The organism is Streptosporangium sp. 'caverna' (genome assembly GCF_003203775.1).
Taxonomy (GTDB): Bacteria; Actinomycetota; Actinomycetes; order Streptosporangiales; family Streptosporangiaceae; genus Streptosporangium; species Streptosporangium subroseum.
In genome coordinates, this window is sequence record NZ_CP029711.1 from 3,708,846 (window position 1) to 3,723,779 (window position 14,934).

The window sequence follows — 14,934 nt, forward strand, 5'->3', positions numbered from 1 at the left end:
TGTCAGGAGGGGTCGTTGTGTGACGGGGATTTCTTGGCGGCGTGATTCTTTGAAGGCTTTCTGCCGTGATTTTCGATCTTGTCTCTCGGTGGCGGAGGGGAGATGAGTGCGTGAAGGCCGTTGCCCGGCGGGGCAACGGCCTTCACCGTTCCGATGCGGGCGGAGGTGTTGTGACCTGCAAGCGATGACCGTCACCTGGATGTGGTCTGCACAGCGATCTCTTTGGCGGGGTCTTGGTCGGCCGGGTCGGCTTGCGGGCGCGCGCTGCGCAGTGCGGTCTCGACGCGGCGATTGCCGGTCATCGTCGCGGTGACGGCGGTCATGGTGAGGAGGAGGCCGGCGGCGGCGTAGAGCGGGGTGCGCAGGTCGTAGGTGGTGGCCAGCCAGCCGCCGAGGAAGGCGCCGAACGGGGCGGCGCACATGGCGAGCATGCGGGAGGTGGAGGCGACGCGGCCCATCAGGTGGGCCGGGACGATGGCCTGCCGGAGGGAGGGGCCGAGCACCATCGTGGCGCCCATGCCCGCCCCGCAGACGGCGAGCGCGAGCCCGGCCACGTACGGGTTCGGGGCGGAGGCGAGCCCCAGAATGGCGAGGCCCTCGATTGCGGCGGTGCAGGTCAGCGCGGTTCCGGTGCCCAGGAGCCGGCCGAGGAAAGAGGCGATACCCGCGCCGAGCAGGCCGCCGGTGGCCTCGGCGGTGAGGAGCAGACCGAAACCGAAGGCGCCGACGCCGAGACGTTCGTGGGCGAACAAGGCCAGGACGGTCTCCACGGCGAGGAAGGCGACGTTCCCGACCGCCGGACGGAGCGCGAGCCCGAGCAGCAGCCGGTCCTGGAAGACGTAGGAGGCTCCGGCCCGCGCCTGCCGGAGCAGCGACTCGCGGGCGCTTACGGCCGGCCGCGGTACGGCGGGCAGCGACCGGACGAGCAGTGCGGACAGCGCAAACGACACCGCGTCGGCGAGCAGCGGAACCGAACGTCCGAGCGCGAGCAGCGCACTGCCCACAGGTGGCCCGGCGAAGCCGGACGCTGCGGTCTGGGCGCCGCGCAGGCGAGCGTTGGCGCGCTCCAGCTGGGCGGGGTCGCGGTCGAGCAGATCCGGCAGATACGCCGTGGCGGCCGTGTCGAAGAACAGCCCGCCGAGGGCGAGCAGGAACGCGAGGGCAGCCAGCAGCGGAATGCTCAGCACGTCGAGCGCCGCCGCCGCAGCGGGTATGGCGAGCAGCGCCGCACGCGCGGCGTCGGTGATCCACATCGTGCGGCGGCGGTCCCAGCGGTCCACCAGCGCACCGCCGAGCACTCCGAACAGCAGCCAGGGCAGCGTCCCGGCGGCCATGACGACGGCCAGCGCCATCGGATCCCGGGTCAACGTCAATGCCAGCAGCGGCAGCGCGGCATGTGTCACGCCGTCACCGAGCGAGGACACCGTCTGCGCGGCCCACAGTCGCCCGAACCCAGCCGGCAGCTTCACCACATCGTTCGTCAGTTTCGGGGTCATTTGGCGTCCCCCTCGACCTGCCGGCGCGGCGCCGGCCGGAACAGCGCGAAGACCAGCGACACGTCTGGAAGCGATGGATCGGACAGCGTCCGGTACTCATCCGCCAGTGCCTGCAGGCGCGCTCCCAGCTCCGTGAACTGCTCCTCGGTGAGTCGCAGATGCGCCATTCGTACGTGCCGCTCATCATCCACCGGCGACGCCTCCAGGTCCGCCACCGCATTTCGCAGCAGCACGTCCGGCTGCCCCGGCCCCGGATCCGGCAGCTCGATCGACCGCGCGGCCATCGCGTAGTACCGCTCGGTGACCCCTCTCACTTTCCGCGTCCGTACCACCTTCACCAGGCCGGCCCGCTCCAGCAGCCGCACGTGATAGCTGGAACTCCCCTTCGCAAGGCCCACCCGCTGGGCGATCTGCGTGATCGTCGCCGGCTCGAAGCGGAGCACGGCCATGATCCGGTGACGCGTGAGATTGGAGACGGCGCGGAGTTGCTCGTCAGTGGTGACGTGAAACGTCTCGGGGAGATCATCGGTAGGCATGCGGACAATGGTCAACGACTCTTGACCATTGCGCAAGGGGTTTAGGCCTAGCAATATGGCGCTGATCTAACGGATCTGCCCCCGAGCTGTGCTGACGCCCGGCTGTTCGAGGGCTCGCGCGGTGTTTCGTAGAGGGATCCCCAGCGGAACATCACCCAGCCCGCACAGACCCCCCGGTGAGTTCTCTCTTGTGCGGCTCTCGCGGCCAAAGCTCCGCTCAAGCAACCAGATCACGGTGTTTTCCCCATCCGCCTGCAGAGCCTTGGCGCGGGCAAGACCCGCGGGCGGGGGTCTTCGACCGTCTGAGGGCGGGGCTCCCGGTCCGCGCCTCCTTCACGGTCGCTTTCCGACCCCGCTCGCTATCTCACGGATCCGCGCGGGACCGCCGGTGTCCGGCGAGAGCGGCGGGGTCTCCATCCCCTCGGCGGTGCGCAGACCCTCGAACAGCTCGTTCATCGCGTCGAGGGAGGAGTGGCGCGGCTGCCAGCCCAGTTCGGTGTGGGCACGGCCGATATCCATGATCGGCATTCTGAGCACCAGGTCGACCAGGTCCGGCGACGCGGGGACCAGGCGCATGCGCCAGGCGGCGGCGACGGTGCTTCTGAGCGTCCAGCCGGAGACGGGCATCAGCCGGGTGTCGAGCAGATCGGCCAGCACGGATGGAGTGATCACCGGGTCGGCGGCGATGTTGAAGGCGCCCGACACCGGCCGGGTGAGCGCCAGCCGGTAGGCCTCGGCGACGTCGTCGGTGTGGACCGCCTGGAACTCGAGCCCAGGGGTGTCGGGAACAAAGGGGATCATGCCCGGCCGTATCATCCGCTGGGGCACCAGCGGCCCTCCGAACAGCCGCCGCTGCCCGATCGCCGCCTCCCGCTTGAAGATGAAGCCCGGCCGCAGCCGCACCACCCTGGTGGCCGGGTGGTCCCGCTCGAACACGTCGAGTACACGCTCGACGTAGGCCTTCTCCCGGCCGTAGGAGGCACCCGGCCAGCCGTGGGTGGGCCAGTCCTCGGTGACCGGCCGGTCCTTGGGCCCGGAGGAGTAGGCGCCCACCGAGGAGGCGTGGATCAGGACGGAGACCTGTGCCCGCGCCGCGGCCTCGAAGACCCGGGCGCTGCCGATGACATTGCCCCGCCAGGTCGTCACCGGGTTGCGGGTGGGCTGGAACAGCCACGCCAGATGGATGACCGCGTCGGCCCCGTCGAAGTACGGATCCAGGTCCCCGGTGGAGACCTCCACGGCGTGCCAGGTGGTCTTCTCCGGACGCCAGTCCGGCAGCCTGCGGGCCAGGCCCACGACGGAGGTGACATGTGGGTCGGCCACGAGGGCGGATACCACGCTCGTGCCCACGTTCCCGGTGGCACCGACGACTACTACGCGCATGTGTATCGGGTGCCCCTCGGGCGGCGGCCGGAACCGTGGTCGGCCATGGCTTTGCCCTACGGTGGGATCGGGAAGGCCTGATGGGCCCACGTCGGCCAGGAGCGGGCGCCGGTCAGGCCGGGCAGGTCCCCGACCTCGACCGGGGCAGGCCCCGGCCTCGACCTGTGCGGGCGGCACCCTCGGCCGGAGCGGGCATCGGGCAGGGCCCCCGACCTCGGCCGGGGCGGCCGGTCAGGCCGGGCAGTACGTCCGCAGCCAGGCGATGCCGTGGTCGGCGACCTCCTCGATGTGCCCCTCCATGCTGTGATCGGCGCCGTGGACGATCAGTAGACGCGACTCGGGGGAGAGGTATCTCATCCCGCAGGCCGCGTGCTCGGCGAGCAGGAGCTCCTCGCGGTCGTGCGGCGCGTCGCCGTACATCAGCAGGACGGGCAGCTTGATCGCGGAGAGGATCTCCCGTGTGTCGAGGGTCGCGAAGTCGTCGAGACTCTGCTGGGTGAGCAGGTGGAAGGCACGGGGGCCGGTGGCCGGGCTGCGTCCGCGGCCGCGGGTGCGGATGCCCGTCAGGACGTCGGCGGGCAGGTGCTCGGACCAGTCGTAGTAAACCGGGGCGGTGCGCGCGCCGGTCAGGACCATCGCCGACACCCTCGGGTCGCGGGCGCGCAGGGAGATGGACCCGCCCTTGCTGTGGCCGTGCAGGGCGACGCGCTGGTAGCCCCAGGTCTCCACCTGGTCGAGCACGGCGCGCAGGTCGCCGGTCCTCCGCTCGTCGGTGATCGGCGCGTTGCCGCTGGCGCCGTTGCCGGAGAAGTCGAACCTGAGCGTGGAGTAGCCGGCCTCCACGTAACGGGCGGCGAGCCGGTCGAACCGGCCGAGCGCGTGCTTGTCGGACAGGAACCCGTGGGCGAACACGACGATCGCCTCGGGGTTGGCGCCTTCGCGGATCGCGGCCAGCCGTACTCCGTGGGCGCCGGTCAGCGCGACCTCCTGGGCGTTCATCGCCGGCCGTGCGGGGCGGACGGCTGCTCGCCGGTGACGGCCGCTGCGGCTGCCGGCCGGTCGCGCCGGTCGAGCGCCTGGGCCCATTTCACGGCGACGGCCGCCACCTGGATCAGCTCGGTCCGCAGGGCGCCGGGATCGTTCTCGGCGAAGGCTTCGAGCACCTCTTCGAGCAGGATGTGCCGCCAGGTCAGCAGGCCTTCCCGAGCCGCCTCGGAGACGTCCTTCTTGGCCTGGTCCGCGGCTTCCGTACGCTCTGGCCCGGTGCCGTCGGCGATATCTTGGATACCCCACATGGCGTCCTGGGCCGCCCGTTCGGCGGTGACGTCGGCGAGCACCTTCGCCAGCGAGCCGGGGACCCCGTAGTCACCGTTGGACACCATCAGAAGAGATCCTTCCCTCGATCGCACAAGCCTTACGCTAGCTCGAATGACCGGTGGATGGATCAAGGAACTCATATGACCGGCACCATCACGGTGACATGATTTTCCGGCTCGCGCGACCCCCGACACCCGGTCGGGAGTGGTTCGGCGCACGCGACCCGGATGTCGTCAGACGCGCTCGACGATCACCAGCGGGATCTCCCTGCCGGCCTTGGCCTGGTAGCCGTCGTAGGTCGGGAAGATCTCGGCCATCTTCCGCCACAGCTCCGGCTTCTCCTCGGCGGTGGCGGTCCGGGCCCGGGCGGCGAATTTGTCCGGGCCGACCTGGATCTCGACGTCGGGGTCGTCGGACAGGTTGAGATACCAGGCCGGGTGGTTCGCCGAGCCCCCGTTGGAGGCCACCAGCAGGTAGCGGTCGCCGTCCTGGCCGTAGATGAGCGCCGTACGGCGCAGCCTGCCCGACCTGCGACCCCGGGTGCTCAGCAGGAGCGTGGTCATGCCCTGGTACAGGTGGCCCTTCTTGCCGTCGGTCTCGACGTAGGTGCGGATGTGCTTGGCCACCCACCCCGTCGGGCTGTCCAGAACCTCTTCGTCCCCGGGCTGCGTCATCGATCCTCCAGAGCTTGTGGATCTCCAACACTATTGCCCGTGGCGATCATGCTCCATCCCCGTGCGACCTGACGCCGCCGCCGGCGTGCGCGGGCCGCCTGGGTCCTAGGTCAGGTAGTCGCGCAGCGCCCGGGACCGCGACGGGTGGCGCAGCTTGCCCATGGTCTTGGTCTCGATCTGCCGGATGCGCTCGCGGGTCACCCCGTAGACCTTGCCGATCTCGTCGAGGGTCTTGGGCTCGCCGTCGGCCAGGCCGAACCGCAGCGCCATCACTCCCGCCTCGCGCTCCGACAGGGCGTCCAGCACCGAGTGCAGCTGCTCCTGCAGCAGCATGAACGTCACCGCGTCATCGGGGGTGACGGCCTCGGAGTCCTCGATGAGGTCGCCGAACTCGCTGTCGCCCTCGGTGCCGAGCGGGGAGTGCAGGGAGATCGGCTCGCGCCCGTACTTCTGGATCTCGGCGACCCTCTGCGGGGTCATCTCCAGCTCGGCGGCCAGCTCGTCCGGGGTGGGGTCGCGGCCGAGATCGGCCAGCATCTGCCGCTGAACGCGGGCCAGCTTGTTGATCACTTCGACCATGTGGACCGGGATGCGGATGGTCCGCGCCTGGTCGGCCATGGCGCGGGTGATCGCCTGCTTGATCCACCAGGTGGCATAGGTGGAGAACTTGAAACCCTTGGTGTAGTCGAACTTCTCGACCGCGCGGATCAGGCCCAGGTTGCCCTCCTGGATCAGGTCCAGGAAGAGCATGCCGCGGCCGGTGTAGCGCTTGGCCAGCGAGACCACCAGGCGGAGGTTGGCCTCCAGCAGGTGGTTCTTGGCCCGGCGGCCGTCCTCGGCGATCCACTCCAGCTCGGCGCGCACGTCGACCGGAAGCGTCTCGCCGTCGGCGCTGAGCTGTTCGGTGGCGAACAGACCGGCCTCGATCCGCTTGGCGAGCTCGACCTCCTGATGGGCGGTGAGCAGCGGAACCTTGCCGATCTGCTTGAGATAGTCCTTGACCGGATCGGAGGTCGCCCCTACTGCGGCGGCCAGCTTTTCGGGGGCGTCGTCGTCATCCCCGCCGACGGCGAGGATCACATCATCGTTCTCAGTGGTCGTGGTCATCGCAGCGCTCACACCTTCCCGGGGCCCGAAGCGGGGTAGACCTGTGCCGATCACACGGTACGTCCCGCGCCGCTGTGCTGCGGCCACAAGCAATCCGGCAACGCTACCTCAAAGAAGCAGGCGAACAGCCGGATCGCCTTCCCCGGGCGCCCTGAAGCGGTCTGCGACATCCCCCGTACCGGGCGCCGAACAGCCTGCGCCATCCTACCCGGCGCTTTCGGGATTCGGAAAAAAAGCGTAATGATATTTGATCTGGCTATTGCCCGCTGCCACTTCCGGTGCTTCTTCAGCGCCGGGGCGACGGCCAGGCGTTGGGGCGGCAGCCGTACAGGGATTTGGTCTGCTGGACCATGACGGGGGCCGGTTTTCCGGGCCCCGGGCAGCTCACGTGGCCGTGGCCGAGACCGTGGCCGACCTCGTGGTTGATGACGTACTCGCGGTAGGTGGCCACATCGCGTCCGTAGCCCTTGGCCCCCGCGTTCCAGCGCTCCGCGTTGACGACCGCCCGCTCCCCGTTCCAGCAGGACAGCTCGCCGAAGGTCACCAGTGGCCGGCACTGCCGGTTCGTCATCGTGGGGCTGGACAGCGACACCCGGATCTCCACCGGGCCGCGCGCCACCCGCTGGAATCGGAATCCCCAGCTACGCCGGTCGTTGAGGATGCGGTGCACCTCGTCGGCGAACTCGTTCGCGTCGAACGGCAGCCCGCGTTCGACCTCCACCAGGTAGCGGATCACCCTGCCCTTGCCGCCCTTGGGCGGCGACGCCTCACCGGGAACGACGGTGTAGCGGCCGCCGGCCGACTTCGGCACCTTCACCTTCAGCGGCTGCCGGCGCCCGTTGGCGAAGAGGGTCGGCTCCTCGGGCTTCTGCGTGCCGGGCGCCGCGGTGGAGTTCGGGGAAGCGGCGGGATCGGTCGGCCCCGGCGGAGGGGTGGGCGTCACCGAGACCTCGGGCAGGGCGGCGACGGGCGGTGCGGGCTTGCTGGGAACCGGTTCAAAGTGACCGCTCAGTAACGCGCCGCCGCCGACCACGAGTGTGGCCGAGATGCTGACGGCGAGGAGCCAAAAAAAAGACTTACGGTCATAACTTTGTACGTTCCAGAGCATAGGCCGCAAACCTTACTACCCTGTCATTACCCAGTCACCATGGATGGTCAATTTAGGATAAAGCTAGGGAAAACCAATCGTATGGCAGCGCCGTGGTAGCACGTCACGGACGGGCCTGCGGGCGGTGACGACACCTCACCGGGCCGCGTCCTCACGTGTGGTGCACGGAAGGACCGGGTCCGTGTCCGGGGGGCATGGCCTCTTGCCGATCCCCTGCTCAGGGCTTTCCTCGCGGCCCTCGCGACCGCGCACGGTTCCGTGCTAAACAGCGGTAGGGGAGGCGCCATGACCACGGAGGAATTCGCGGACCGCCTGCTGAAGTCCGCGCTGGGCACCATCGAGATCCTTTCGATCCATCTCGGAGACCGGCTGGGCTGGTACCGGGCACTGGCCGACCACGGCGCGGCCACCGCCGCCGAACTGACCGCCCGGGCCGGCGGCCACGAGCGGTACGCCCGGGAATGGCTGGAGCAGCAGGCCGCCACCGGGATCCTGGTCACCCGCGAGGACGGTCGTTTCGTCCTGCCCGAGGGGGCGGCGGAGGTGCTGACCGACGAGTCCAGCCTCGCCTACCTCGCGCCGCTGGCCCGGATGCTCGCCGGGGCCGCGACGCAGATGCCCGCCCTGGTGGACGCCTACCGCGATGGCGGCGGCGTCGGCTGGGCCACGTTCGGGGCGGACCTGAGAGAGTCGCAGTCCGAGATGAACCGGCCCTGGTTCGAGCACGCGCTCCCGGACGCCCTGGCGGGGGTGGCCGACCTCGACGCCGTGCTGCGACGGCCCGGCGCCCGCGTCGCCGACGTCGGATGTGGCGGAGGCTGGTCCACCATCGCCCTGGCCAGGGCCTACCCGCGGGCGGCCGTCGAAGGCGTCGACATCGACGGGCCATCGGTCGAGCTGGCCATGCGGAACGCCAAGGAGGCCGGAGTCGCCGTCGCCTTCCACCACGGCGACGCGGGGATGCTCGGCGACAACGCCTATGACGCGGTCTTCGCCTTCGAATGTCTCCACGATCTGCCCCGGCCGGTGGACATGCTGGCCGCGATACGGCGTGCGGTCAGGCCCGGAGGGATGGTCGTCATCATGGACGAGGCCGCCGCCGACTCCTTCGCCGGCCCCGCCGACGACACCGAGCGACTGCTGTACGGCTTCAGCCTGCTCATCTGCCTGCCCGACGGCATGTCGCACCAGCCCTCCGCCGGCACCGGCACGGTGATGCGCCCGGACACCCTGCGCCGCTACGCCGTCGAGGCCGGATTCCGCGATGTCGAGGTGCTGCCCATCGCCGACTTCGGGTTCTGGCGCTTCTACCGGCTGCTGCTTTGAACGCCGATGGCGGCCGCGCGCCGCGGCCGCCATCGGGGGCAGATCCTGACGCCGTCCCCGCCGTGGCGGGGCGACGGACGCAGGTCCTACGCGTGGGGGCAGGTGTCCAGGTAGTCGGAGATGGTGGTGCTGTTGGGAGGTGAGGGGCACAGGAACTGGTCGTAGCGGGTGTCGTTGTCGATGAAGCGCTTCAGCCACGAGATGCTGTACTTGGCGATCGTGGTGTTGGACGAGTTGGGCGCGAAGTGGCTGGCGCCGTTGAGCTCGAGGTAGGCCTTCTCCGACGATGCCGGGATGCTGTTGTAGAACGGCTTGGAGTGCGAGGACACCGGGGCGACCGAGTCGTTCTCGGCGCCGACGACCAGCGTCGGGACCCGTATGCCCGACCAGCTCTTCGTGGTGTGCCACCCGGTGAGCGGGATGGCCGCCTGCAGCGACGGCCGGCTGTTCGCCGCCGACAGCGTGCCGCCGCCTCCCATCGAGTGGCCCATGACGCCGAGCCGGGTGGCGTCGACCCGGCTGGCGGCCGAGCTGTCCTCGACCAGGTAGTCCAGCGCCGCCAGCAGCTGGCGGCCCCGGCTGGCCGGCTGGTCGGAGGTCGTGTTGGTGTCGATGTTGAAGACGACGAAGCCGTGTGAGGCGACCCGCTCGGCCAGCCAGGCCATGCTGGACTTGCTGGCGGTGAATCCCGGGGCGATGGCGACCGCGCCGAACGTTCCCTGGGCCGTACTGGTCGGATAGTAGATCGTCCCTCCGCCGAAGCCGCTCACGAGGAGCGAGGAGACGTTGGTGCTGGCGGTCGCGAACGCGCCCCTGACGGCTTCGACGCTGGAGCTTGTGGGGGCCGGGCCGCGCTCGTAGGGGTTGGCGGCGGCCTGAACCACGGGAGTGGGGTTGGCAACGGCCTGCGCCGCGGGAGCGATGGCGCCGCTGCCACCGATCAGAGCCAGCATGAGGGTCAGCTTGGCTGCGGTCCTCGCACGGTGGGCCGGCCGGGAGGCGATCCTGCTGTGGCCGGACGTCGGGTGGTGCGAGCCGTGGGGGGTGATGTTCTCTGACTGCACGTCGTTGTACTCCCTGTTCGGAGGAGAGGAACCACATCGACAGCCGTCCGGGTCGCCGACCGGCCGATACGGGGGGTGTATGCGGCGGCCGGTGATTTCTCTGACTGTCGGCAGTCGTAATTGTTAGATCACCGGGTCATCGGCGCATCGGTGAAATCACCCGTTTCTCATCATTTGGACTGATGCTCGGCCCTCCACTGATGCTCGTGCCTCCACGGAGGGGACGCGATCCACCTGTCCCGCGCCGCGTCGGACGCCCCGCGAGACGACGCGTGAGCGACATGGAAAAGCCCCCGGCACCTCGGAGGGGATCAGGAGAGCAGCCGGACCAGCTCCACCCGGGAGCGGATGTCGAGCTTGGTGAAGATGTTCCTGAGGTGGTGCTCGACGGTGCGCGGGCTCAGGAAGAGCCGGGCCGCCACCTCGCGGTTGGTGGCGCCCTCGGCGACGATCCGGGCGATCTGGAACTGCTGCGCGGTCAGCTTCTCTGCGGCCTTGGGCCGGGGGGACCGTACGGCCTCGCCCGCCCCCCGGAGCTCGGTGCGCGTCTGCTCGACCCAGAGCCGCGCGCCGAACCGCTCGAACGTCTCCAGCGCGCTGTGCAGGTGCTCCCTGGCCGCGCCGGGCCGCCTGTTCCTGCGGAGCGCGCTGCCGAACAGCAGCTGGGTGCGGGCCGTCTCGAACTCGGAGAACCCCTGGTGGTGCAGATCGAGCGCGCTCCTGAAGAGATCCTCCGCGTCGTCCGGAGCGGCCAGGAGCGCGTGGCAGCGCGCCGCCAGCGCCAGGCGGTCGGGGCTGCGGGTGCTTCCCACCCAGCGGTCGAGCACCCGCAGCGCGGCCTCGGCCTGCTTGCGGCCGCCCGTCCGTACGGCGGCCTCCACAAAATGGGGGGTCGCTATGACCCGCACCACGAGATGGCCGTTGGTCCCGTCGATCCTGGCCGTCGCCCGCAGCCGCTTCGCCGCGTCGGCGTGACGTCCGGCGGCGAGGTCGAGGTGGGCCAGCGCCCAGTTGCTCAGCGCTCCGGCGATGCCCAGGTCATGGGCGCCCGCGAGCTCGATGGCGCTTCCTGCCCTAATCCTGCACGTCTCCTCGTCGCCTTCCACGGCCGCGGTCATCGCGAGCCAGGCGAGGTGCTGAGCGGCGCTGTTGAGCTGGCCCGACTCCTGGGCCAGCCGGAGCCCCTCGATCGCGTTGGCGGTGACCGAGCCGTAGCGGCCCATCCAGACCTCGGCCTGGATGACGAAGTCCAGCACCTGCGGCAACATGGAGACGGCGCCCTGGACGCGTGCGGTCTCCACGGCCCGGGTGGACAGCCTCAGCGCCTGGGCGTCGTCGCCGAGCAGCAGGCTGGCCGCGCCCGCCCATGCCAGCACCGACGGGCTGTGCACCGAGTCGGCGAGCTCCACGACCCGCCGCAGCGGATCGGCCGCTTCCCGGTGCCGGCCGCGAAAGGTCGCCGCCGTACCGGCCAGATACTCGAACATCAGCTGGGTGGCCGCGGGGTCGTCCGGGCGGCGCAGCGCGGCGGCCCGCTGGGCCGTGGCCAGGAAGCGGTGGTTGTCCCCGGCCAGGTAGCTGGCCTCGCTCGCCCGGATGAGCGCGCGGACGGCCTGCCCGCGATCGTGGCCGAGCAGCCACTCGGCCGCGGCCAGCAGCTCGTCCCTGGCGCTGCCGGTCTTGCCGCTGCGCAGCTCCAGGCTGCCGTGGATCAGCTCGGCCTGGCCCCGTACCTCCTCGGAGATCGTCAGGGAGTGCAGGCGGGTGAGCAGCGACCTGGCGCGCTGCGGCAGGCCGGCCTGCCAGGCCCGGTTGGCGGCGGCGGCCAGGCGCGCGGCCCTGACGTCACCGTGAGCGGTGAGCTCGGCCGCCCGCTCGAAGGCCAGGAAGGGCGCGGGATGGCCGCCGTGGGAGCTCGCCGCCGCGGCGGCCGCGGCCAGCTCGTCGGCCAGCCGCTCGCCGGAGCCGTCCAGCGCCGCGGCCCGGTGCCAGGCCCGTCGGAGCCGCTGGTGGTCGTGTTCGAGGGCGCCGGCGAGCAGGCGGTGTGCCGCACGCCTGCGGGCGGGGGACGCGCCGGCGTAGACCACCGGCCTCATCGCCCGTTCGCGGAATTCGTAGCGGTCACCGGCGATGCGAACGATCACCCCGGCCCGCTCGGCCGGTTCGAGCACGCTCAGCGCGCACTCCGGCTCGGTGGCCCTGACCAGGGTGAGCATGTCCAGGTCCGGGTCGGCCGCCAGCAGCAGGAGCATGTGCGCGGTGTCGCCGGGCAGCAGGGCCAGCCGCCGGGCGTACGCGCGCCACAGCCGTCCGCCCTGCGGCAGCGTCTCCGGCGGGGCGGCGGCGCCGGTCAGCTGCTCCGGGCTCAGCGAGCCGATCAGCTCGGCGATGGCGAGGGGGTTGCCGCAGGCGATCTCCAGCAGCGGCGTCCGCAGGTCCTCGGTGAGCCCCGGCGGCGCCAGATCGTCGGTCAGCCGGCGGCACGCCTCGTCATTGAGATTTCTCAGCGAGAGCGCCGGTATGTCGCAGGGAGCGACGGCGTCGTCGTCCGCGGCGAACAGCAGCGCGATCGACTCGCCGGCCAGTCGCCGGGCCGCGAAGAAAAGCGACTCGCGGCTGGGTGCGTCGAGGTGGTGGACGTCGTCGACGCAGACCAGTACCGGCCGGCCGACGGCCACCAGAAGGTTGAGGACCGCGGCGGGCAACGCCAGCCCGCCGTCGGCCGCGCCCAGTTCGAGCGCCTCCGCGAGCACCGAGGCCTGCGCCGGGGGCAGCGCGGGCAGCCGGTCCATGACCGGACGGAGCAGTCCGTGCAGCCCGGCGCACGGCAGGCGCGCCTCCCACTCGGTGCCGCGCGTCCTGAGCACGACGAAGTCGTCCGCGTGCTCCACCGCGAAGTCGAGCAGCGCGGTCTTGCCCGTTCCCGGAGCGCCGGAGAGGAGTGTCGCGCCGCCGTGTCCGGTGCGGGCGTCGTCGAGTAGTCGCAGCAGTGCGTCCTGCTCCGCGTCACGGCCGTGCAGCGCCGGTGAGCGGGTGACGGGGGAGGCGGAGGGCATGCATTAGTGATACGCGGACATGTCGCGACTGAAAAGAGCAGATTACGGGCCTATCGGCGGCGGTTCCGTCGTCCCGCGCCGATGCCCGGCTGATCACCCGCAGACCGGTGATTTCACCGATGCGCGGCGCCGTCCTCGCGGGAGAGACTGTCCTGCCCGTGTGGGGCGCTGGGCCAGGGCCGGTCGCGGACACTCACCGCCTTACGGAGAGTGCCCGTGCCCGACCCTGCGCCCCGGTTTCTCGGGAAATATGAGCTGAACAATGAAATTGAGTTATCTGCCGTAGGGGAGGCGGGACGGAGCGTCCCGGGATGGCCCCTGAGGGGACAGAAGGATGGTGCACCCCGGCCGGGGCATTTGCGGCACCTCGGCACGGTGCTCTGGGAGGCGGTGGCGTGGCCGATGGTCATCGTGTACGCGCGAGCAGTGGGCACGTCGGCGACGAAGTCGACCCGCTGGAACCTTCAACGTCGGGGGCCTTTTTGCATTCCAGGTCTTACGGGCAGGACGCGGCGGTCACCTTGATCTTCCAGATGGGAGTCCAGTTCACATATGCGAAGTAAGCCTCAGGTGTATTCTGTGTACAAACGACCTGACTGCCGCTGCCATTGTAGATCCTCGATGACGCGCCACCAGTCTGGCTGTCCATGAGATCGCCCTCGCCGAACCAATTGCTTAGGTAGTAGGTGCCGTAATTGAGGAACTCGAAGACGTAGTACCCATCCCCATAGGGGACGCCGGCGCACGCGTGGCTAGGAGGGCATCCGAATTCTTCGTCGAGTCTCCTAATGTACTTAGGCTGTACCCACGGCGACGTCGTCGGCGGCGGTGCGGCAATGACTGCCCGGGCATCTCTCGTGGTCGATGCGCTGGAGGACGTAACGGGTCCGAACACCGCTACGAGTAGGGCCAACGACAGGGCCAGACGAACCGTGGTTGATAAGAGCCTGCGCATGAGAGCATTCCCATCTGCTCGTCGTACGTTGCCCCGGTAGACGACTCCTGGGAACGTCGGGGGATCGGAGTGAGCATCGCTTGCTTTCCCCCGCGCTGGTACCTGTCAGCTGACAGGTTGTGCGATTGCCGGGCTCGTGCTAAATGGGTCTTCTGGGTAAGAAATCTTCGGTTTCGGCCGGGGCTGTTCTGTGTTTCAGGAAGTTACCGGGACAAGACCACACCCTGGTCGGTCACCTCGTGATTGAAAATGCAGTGCGAGAACGCCGAACTGTCCCCACCGCCCCGTGCACATAAGGAGAGTCGCAGAACTTGGTCCGTTCCTTCTGTTGATAGGTGAGCCCCGTCGGTTCGTTGCTCGGCCGCTCCTGCATTCCGCTGCCCTCTCACTTACGGACGGCGGTTCCCGGCCTTCCTCAACGACGCTGTACCTACGATTTCCGTCCTCGTTTGGACGACAGCAAACTCGTCGGCATCACGCTGATTTTCTGTATTCCTCTCCATGAGAGGCCATGTCACGAAGGCAGCCACGATGAGGACGACAGAAATTGAGATGAAGGAGAGCCCTCCCCGCAACGCAGGAGAGAGGTCGTTCCGACTTTCACGCAGAGGCTTGTCGGGCTGAGGGGTTTTTACGGCCGGTCGTGAACGCATCGCAGATCTCGCGGTGCCTGCCCTCGAACACCACGGCGCCCCTCTGCGGCACGATCACGTCCGTTACCTCCTGTGCGAAAATGACCATGGTCCTGAACCCGTCGCCTGAACGCTCAATGACCTTCTCCGGGCTCGCCGAGGCGAACACCGGGAGCTTCTTCGACCGGAGCACCCAGACCGGGAAGAACCGATTGGGGCCAACCATCGTGAAAGGTCACACAGGCTCGGCGCACCCTCCAGGAGGGTGCGCCCGGGGGGT

12 protein-coding genes are annotated in these 14,934 nt (G+C 69.6%); 1 reads left to right on the forward strand and 11 read right to left on the reverse strand.

Annotated elements, in window-relative coordinates:
* Nucleotides 1–191: 191 nt before the first annotated feature.
* The 8 genes from DKM19_RS16335 to DKM19_RS16370 form a co-directional block, all read right to left on the reverse strand.
* Nucleotides 192–1,496 (reverse strand): MFS transporter, encoded by a 1,305-nt coding sequence (locus DKM19_RS16335; RefSeq protein WP_204358818.1) that lies wholly within the window; start codon nucleotides 1,494–1,496, stop codon nucleotides 192–194.
* Nucleotides 1,493–2,032, reverse strand: a complete 540-nt coding sequence (locus DKM19_RS16340; RefSeq protein WP_110696426.1) for a transcriptional regulator — start codon at nucleotides 2,030–2,032, stop codon at nucleotides 1,493–1,495. Before DKM19_RS16340 ends, DKM19_RS16335 begins: the two co-directional genes overlap by 4 nt.
* Nucleotides 2,033–2,365: 333 nt before the next feature.
* Entirely contained in the window at nucleotides 2,366–3,415 is a 1,050-nt protein-coding gene (locus DKM19_RS16345; RefSeq protein ID WP_110696427.1) for an NAD-dependent epimerase/dehydratase family protein, read from the reverse strand.
* 231 nt (nucleotides 3,416–3,646) lie between these two features.
* Complete coding sequence (locus DKM19_RS16350) at nucleotides 3,647–4,414, reverse strand: alpha/beta hydrolase (protein WP_162641532.1); 768 nt, start codon at nucleotides 4,412–4,414, stop codon at nucleotides 3,647–3,649.
* On the reverse strand, nucleotides 4,411–4,797 hold the full coding sequence (locus DKM19_RS16355; RefSeq protein ID WP_110696429.1) for a hypothetical protein: 387 nt from the start codon (nucleotides 4,795–4,797) through the stop codon (nucleotides 4,411–4,413). Before DKM19_RS16355 ends, DKM19_RS16350 begins: the two co-directional genes overlap by 4 nt.
* Nucleotides 4,798–4,965: 168 nt before the next feature.
* Nucleotides 4,966–5,406, reverse strand: coding sequence for a nitroreductase family deazaflavin-dependent oxidoreductase (locus tag DKM19_RS16360; RefSeq protein WP_110696430.1), 441 nt, complete (start codon nucleotides 5,404–5,406; stop codon nucleotides 4,966–4,968).
* A 105-nt stretch (nucleotides 5,407–5,511) separates the two neighbouring features.
* Nucleotides 5,512–6,513 carry an RNA polymerase sigma factor gene (locus DKM19_RS16365; protein ID WP_369989047.1) on the reverse strand — a complete coding sequence of 334 codons (1,002 nt, stop codon included), beginning with the start codon at nucleotides 6,511–6,513 and terminating at the stop codon, nucleotides 5,512–5,514.
* Nucleotides 6,514–6,799: 286 nt separating this feature from the next.
* A complete protein-coding gene (locus tag DKM19_RS16370) occupies nucleotides 6,800–7,621 on the reverse strand; it encodes a DUF3152 domain-containing protein (RefSeq protein ID WP_110696431.1) in 822 nt (273 codons plus the stop codon).
* Between the two features lie 285 nt (nucleotides 7,622–7,906).
* Here DKM19_RS16370 and DKM19_RS16375 point away from each other — a divergent pair, with 285 nt between their 5' ends.
* A complete protein-coding gene (locus DKM19_RS16375; RefSeq protein WP_110696432.1) occupies nucleotides 7,907–8,947 on the forward strand; it encodes a class I SAM-dependent methyltransferase in 1,041 nt (346 codons plus the stop codon).
* Between the two features lie 86 nt (nucleotides 8,948–9,033).
* Here the strand turns inward: DKM19_RS16375 and DKM19_RS16380 are convergent, their stop codons facing one another.
* From DKM19_RS16380 to DKM19_RS16390, 3 genes are all read right to left on the reverse strand, one after another.
* Nucleotides 9,034–9,900: a dienelactone hydrolase family protein gene (locus DKM19_RS16380; protein WP_110705758.1), complete on the reverse strand. Its 867-nt coding sequence runs from the start codon at nucleotides 9,898–9,900 to the stop codon at nucleotides 9,034–9,036.
* A 422-nt stretch (nucleotides 9,901–10,322) separates the two neighbouring features.
* On the reverse strand, nucleotides 10,323–13,067 hold the full coding sequence (locus DKM19_RS16385; RefSeq protein WP_110696433.1) for a LuxR family transcriptional regulator: 2,745 nt from the start codon (nucleotides 13,065–13,067) through the stop codon (nucleotides 10,323–10,325).
* 1,555 nt (nucleotides 13,068–14,622) lie between these two features.
* Complete coding sequence (locus DKM19_RS16390; protein ID WP_162641534.1) at nucleotides 14,623–14,823, reverse strand: hypothetical protein; 201 nt, start codon at nucleotides 14,821–14,823, stop codon at nucleotides 14,623–14,625.
* Nucleotides 14,824–14,934: the final 111 nt, after the last annotated feature.

Coding starts and splice junctions, on each gene's coding strand:
- DKM19_RS16375 (WP_110696432.1), top strand. CDS start 7,907: ATGACCACGGAGGAATTCGCGGACCGCCTGCTGAAGTCCGCGCTGGGC.
- DKM19_RS16370 (WP_110696431.1), bottom strand. CDS start 7,621: ATGCTCTGGAACGTACAAAGTTATGACCGTAAGTCTTTTTTTTGGCTC.
- DKM19_RS16380 (WP_110705758.1), bottom strand. CDS start 9,900: ATGCTGGCTCTGATCGGTGGCAGCGGCGCCATCGCTCCCGCGGCGCAG.
- DKM19_RS16365 (WP_369989047.1), bottom strand. CDS start 6,513: ATGACCACGACCACTGAGAACGATGATGTGATCCTCGCCGTCGGCGGG.
- DKM19_RS16360 (WP_110696430.1), bottom strand. CDS start 5,406: ATGACGCAGCCCGGGGACGAAGAGGTTCTGGACAGCCCGACGGGGTGG.
- DKM19_RS16345 (WP_110696427.1), bottom strand. CDS start 3,415: ATGCGCGTAGTAGTCGTCGGTGCCACCGGGAACGTGGGCACGAGCGTG.
- DKM19_RS16340 (WP_110696426.1), bottom strand. CDS start 2,032: ATGCCTACCGATGATCTCCCCGAGACGTTTCACGTCACCACTGACGAG.
- DKM19_RS16350 (WP_162641532.1), bottom strand. CDS start 4,414: ATGAACGCCCAGGAGGTCGCGCTGACCGGCGCCCACGGAGTACGGCTG.
- DKM19_RS16385 (WP_110696433.1), bottom strand. CDS start 13,067: ATGCCCTCCGCCTCCCCCGTCACCCGCTCACCGGCGCTGCACGGCCGT.
- DKM19_RS16335 (WP_204358818.1), bottom strand. CDS start 1,496: ATGACCCCGAAACTGACGAACGATGTGGTGAAGCTGCCGGCTGGGTTC.
- DKM19_RS16355 (WP_110696429.1), bottom strand. CDS start 4,797: ATGGTGTCCAACGGTGACTACGGGGTCCCCGGCTCGCTGGCGAAGGTG.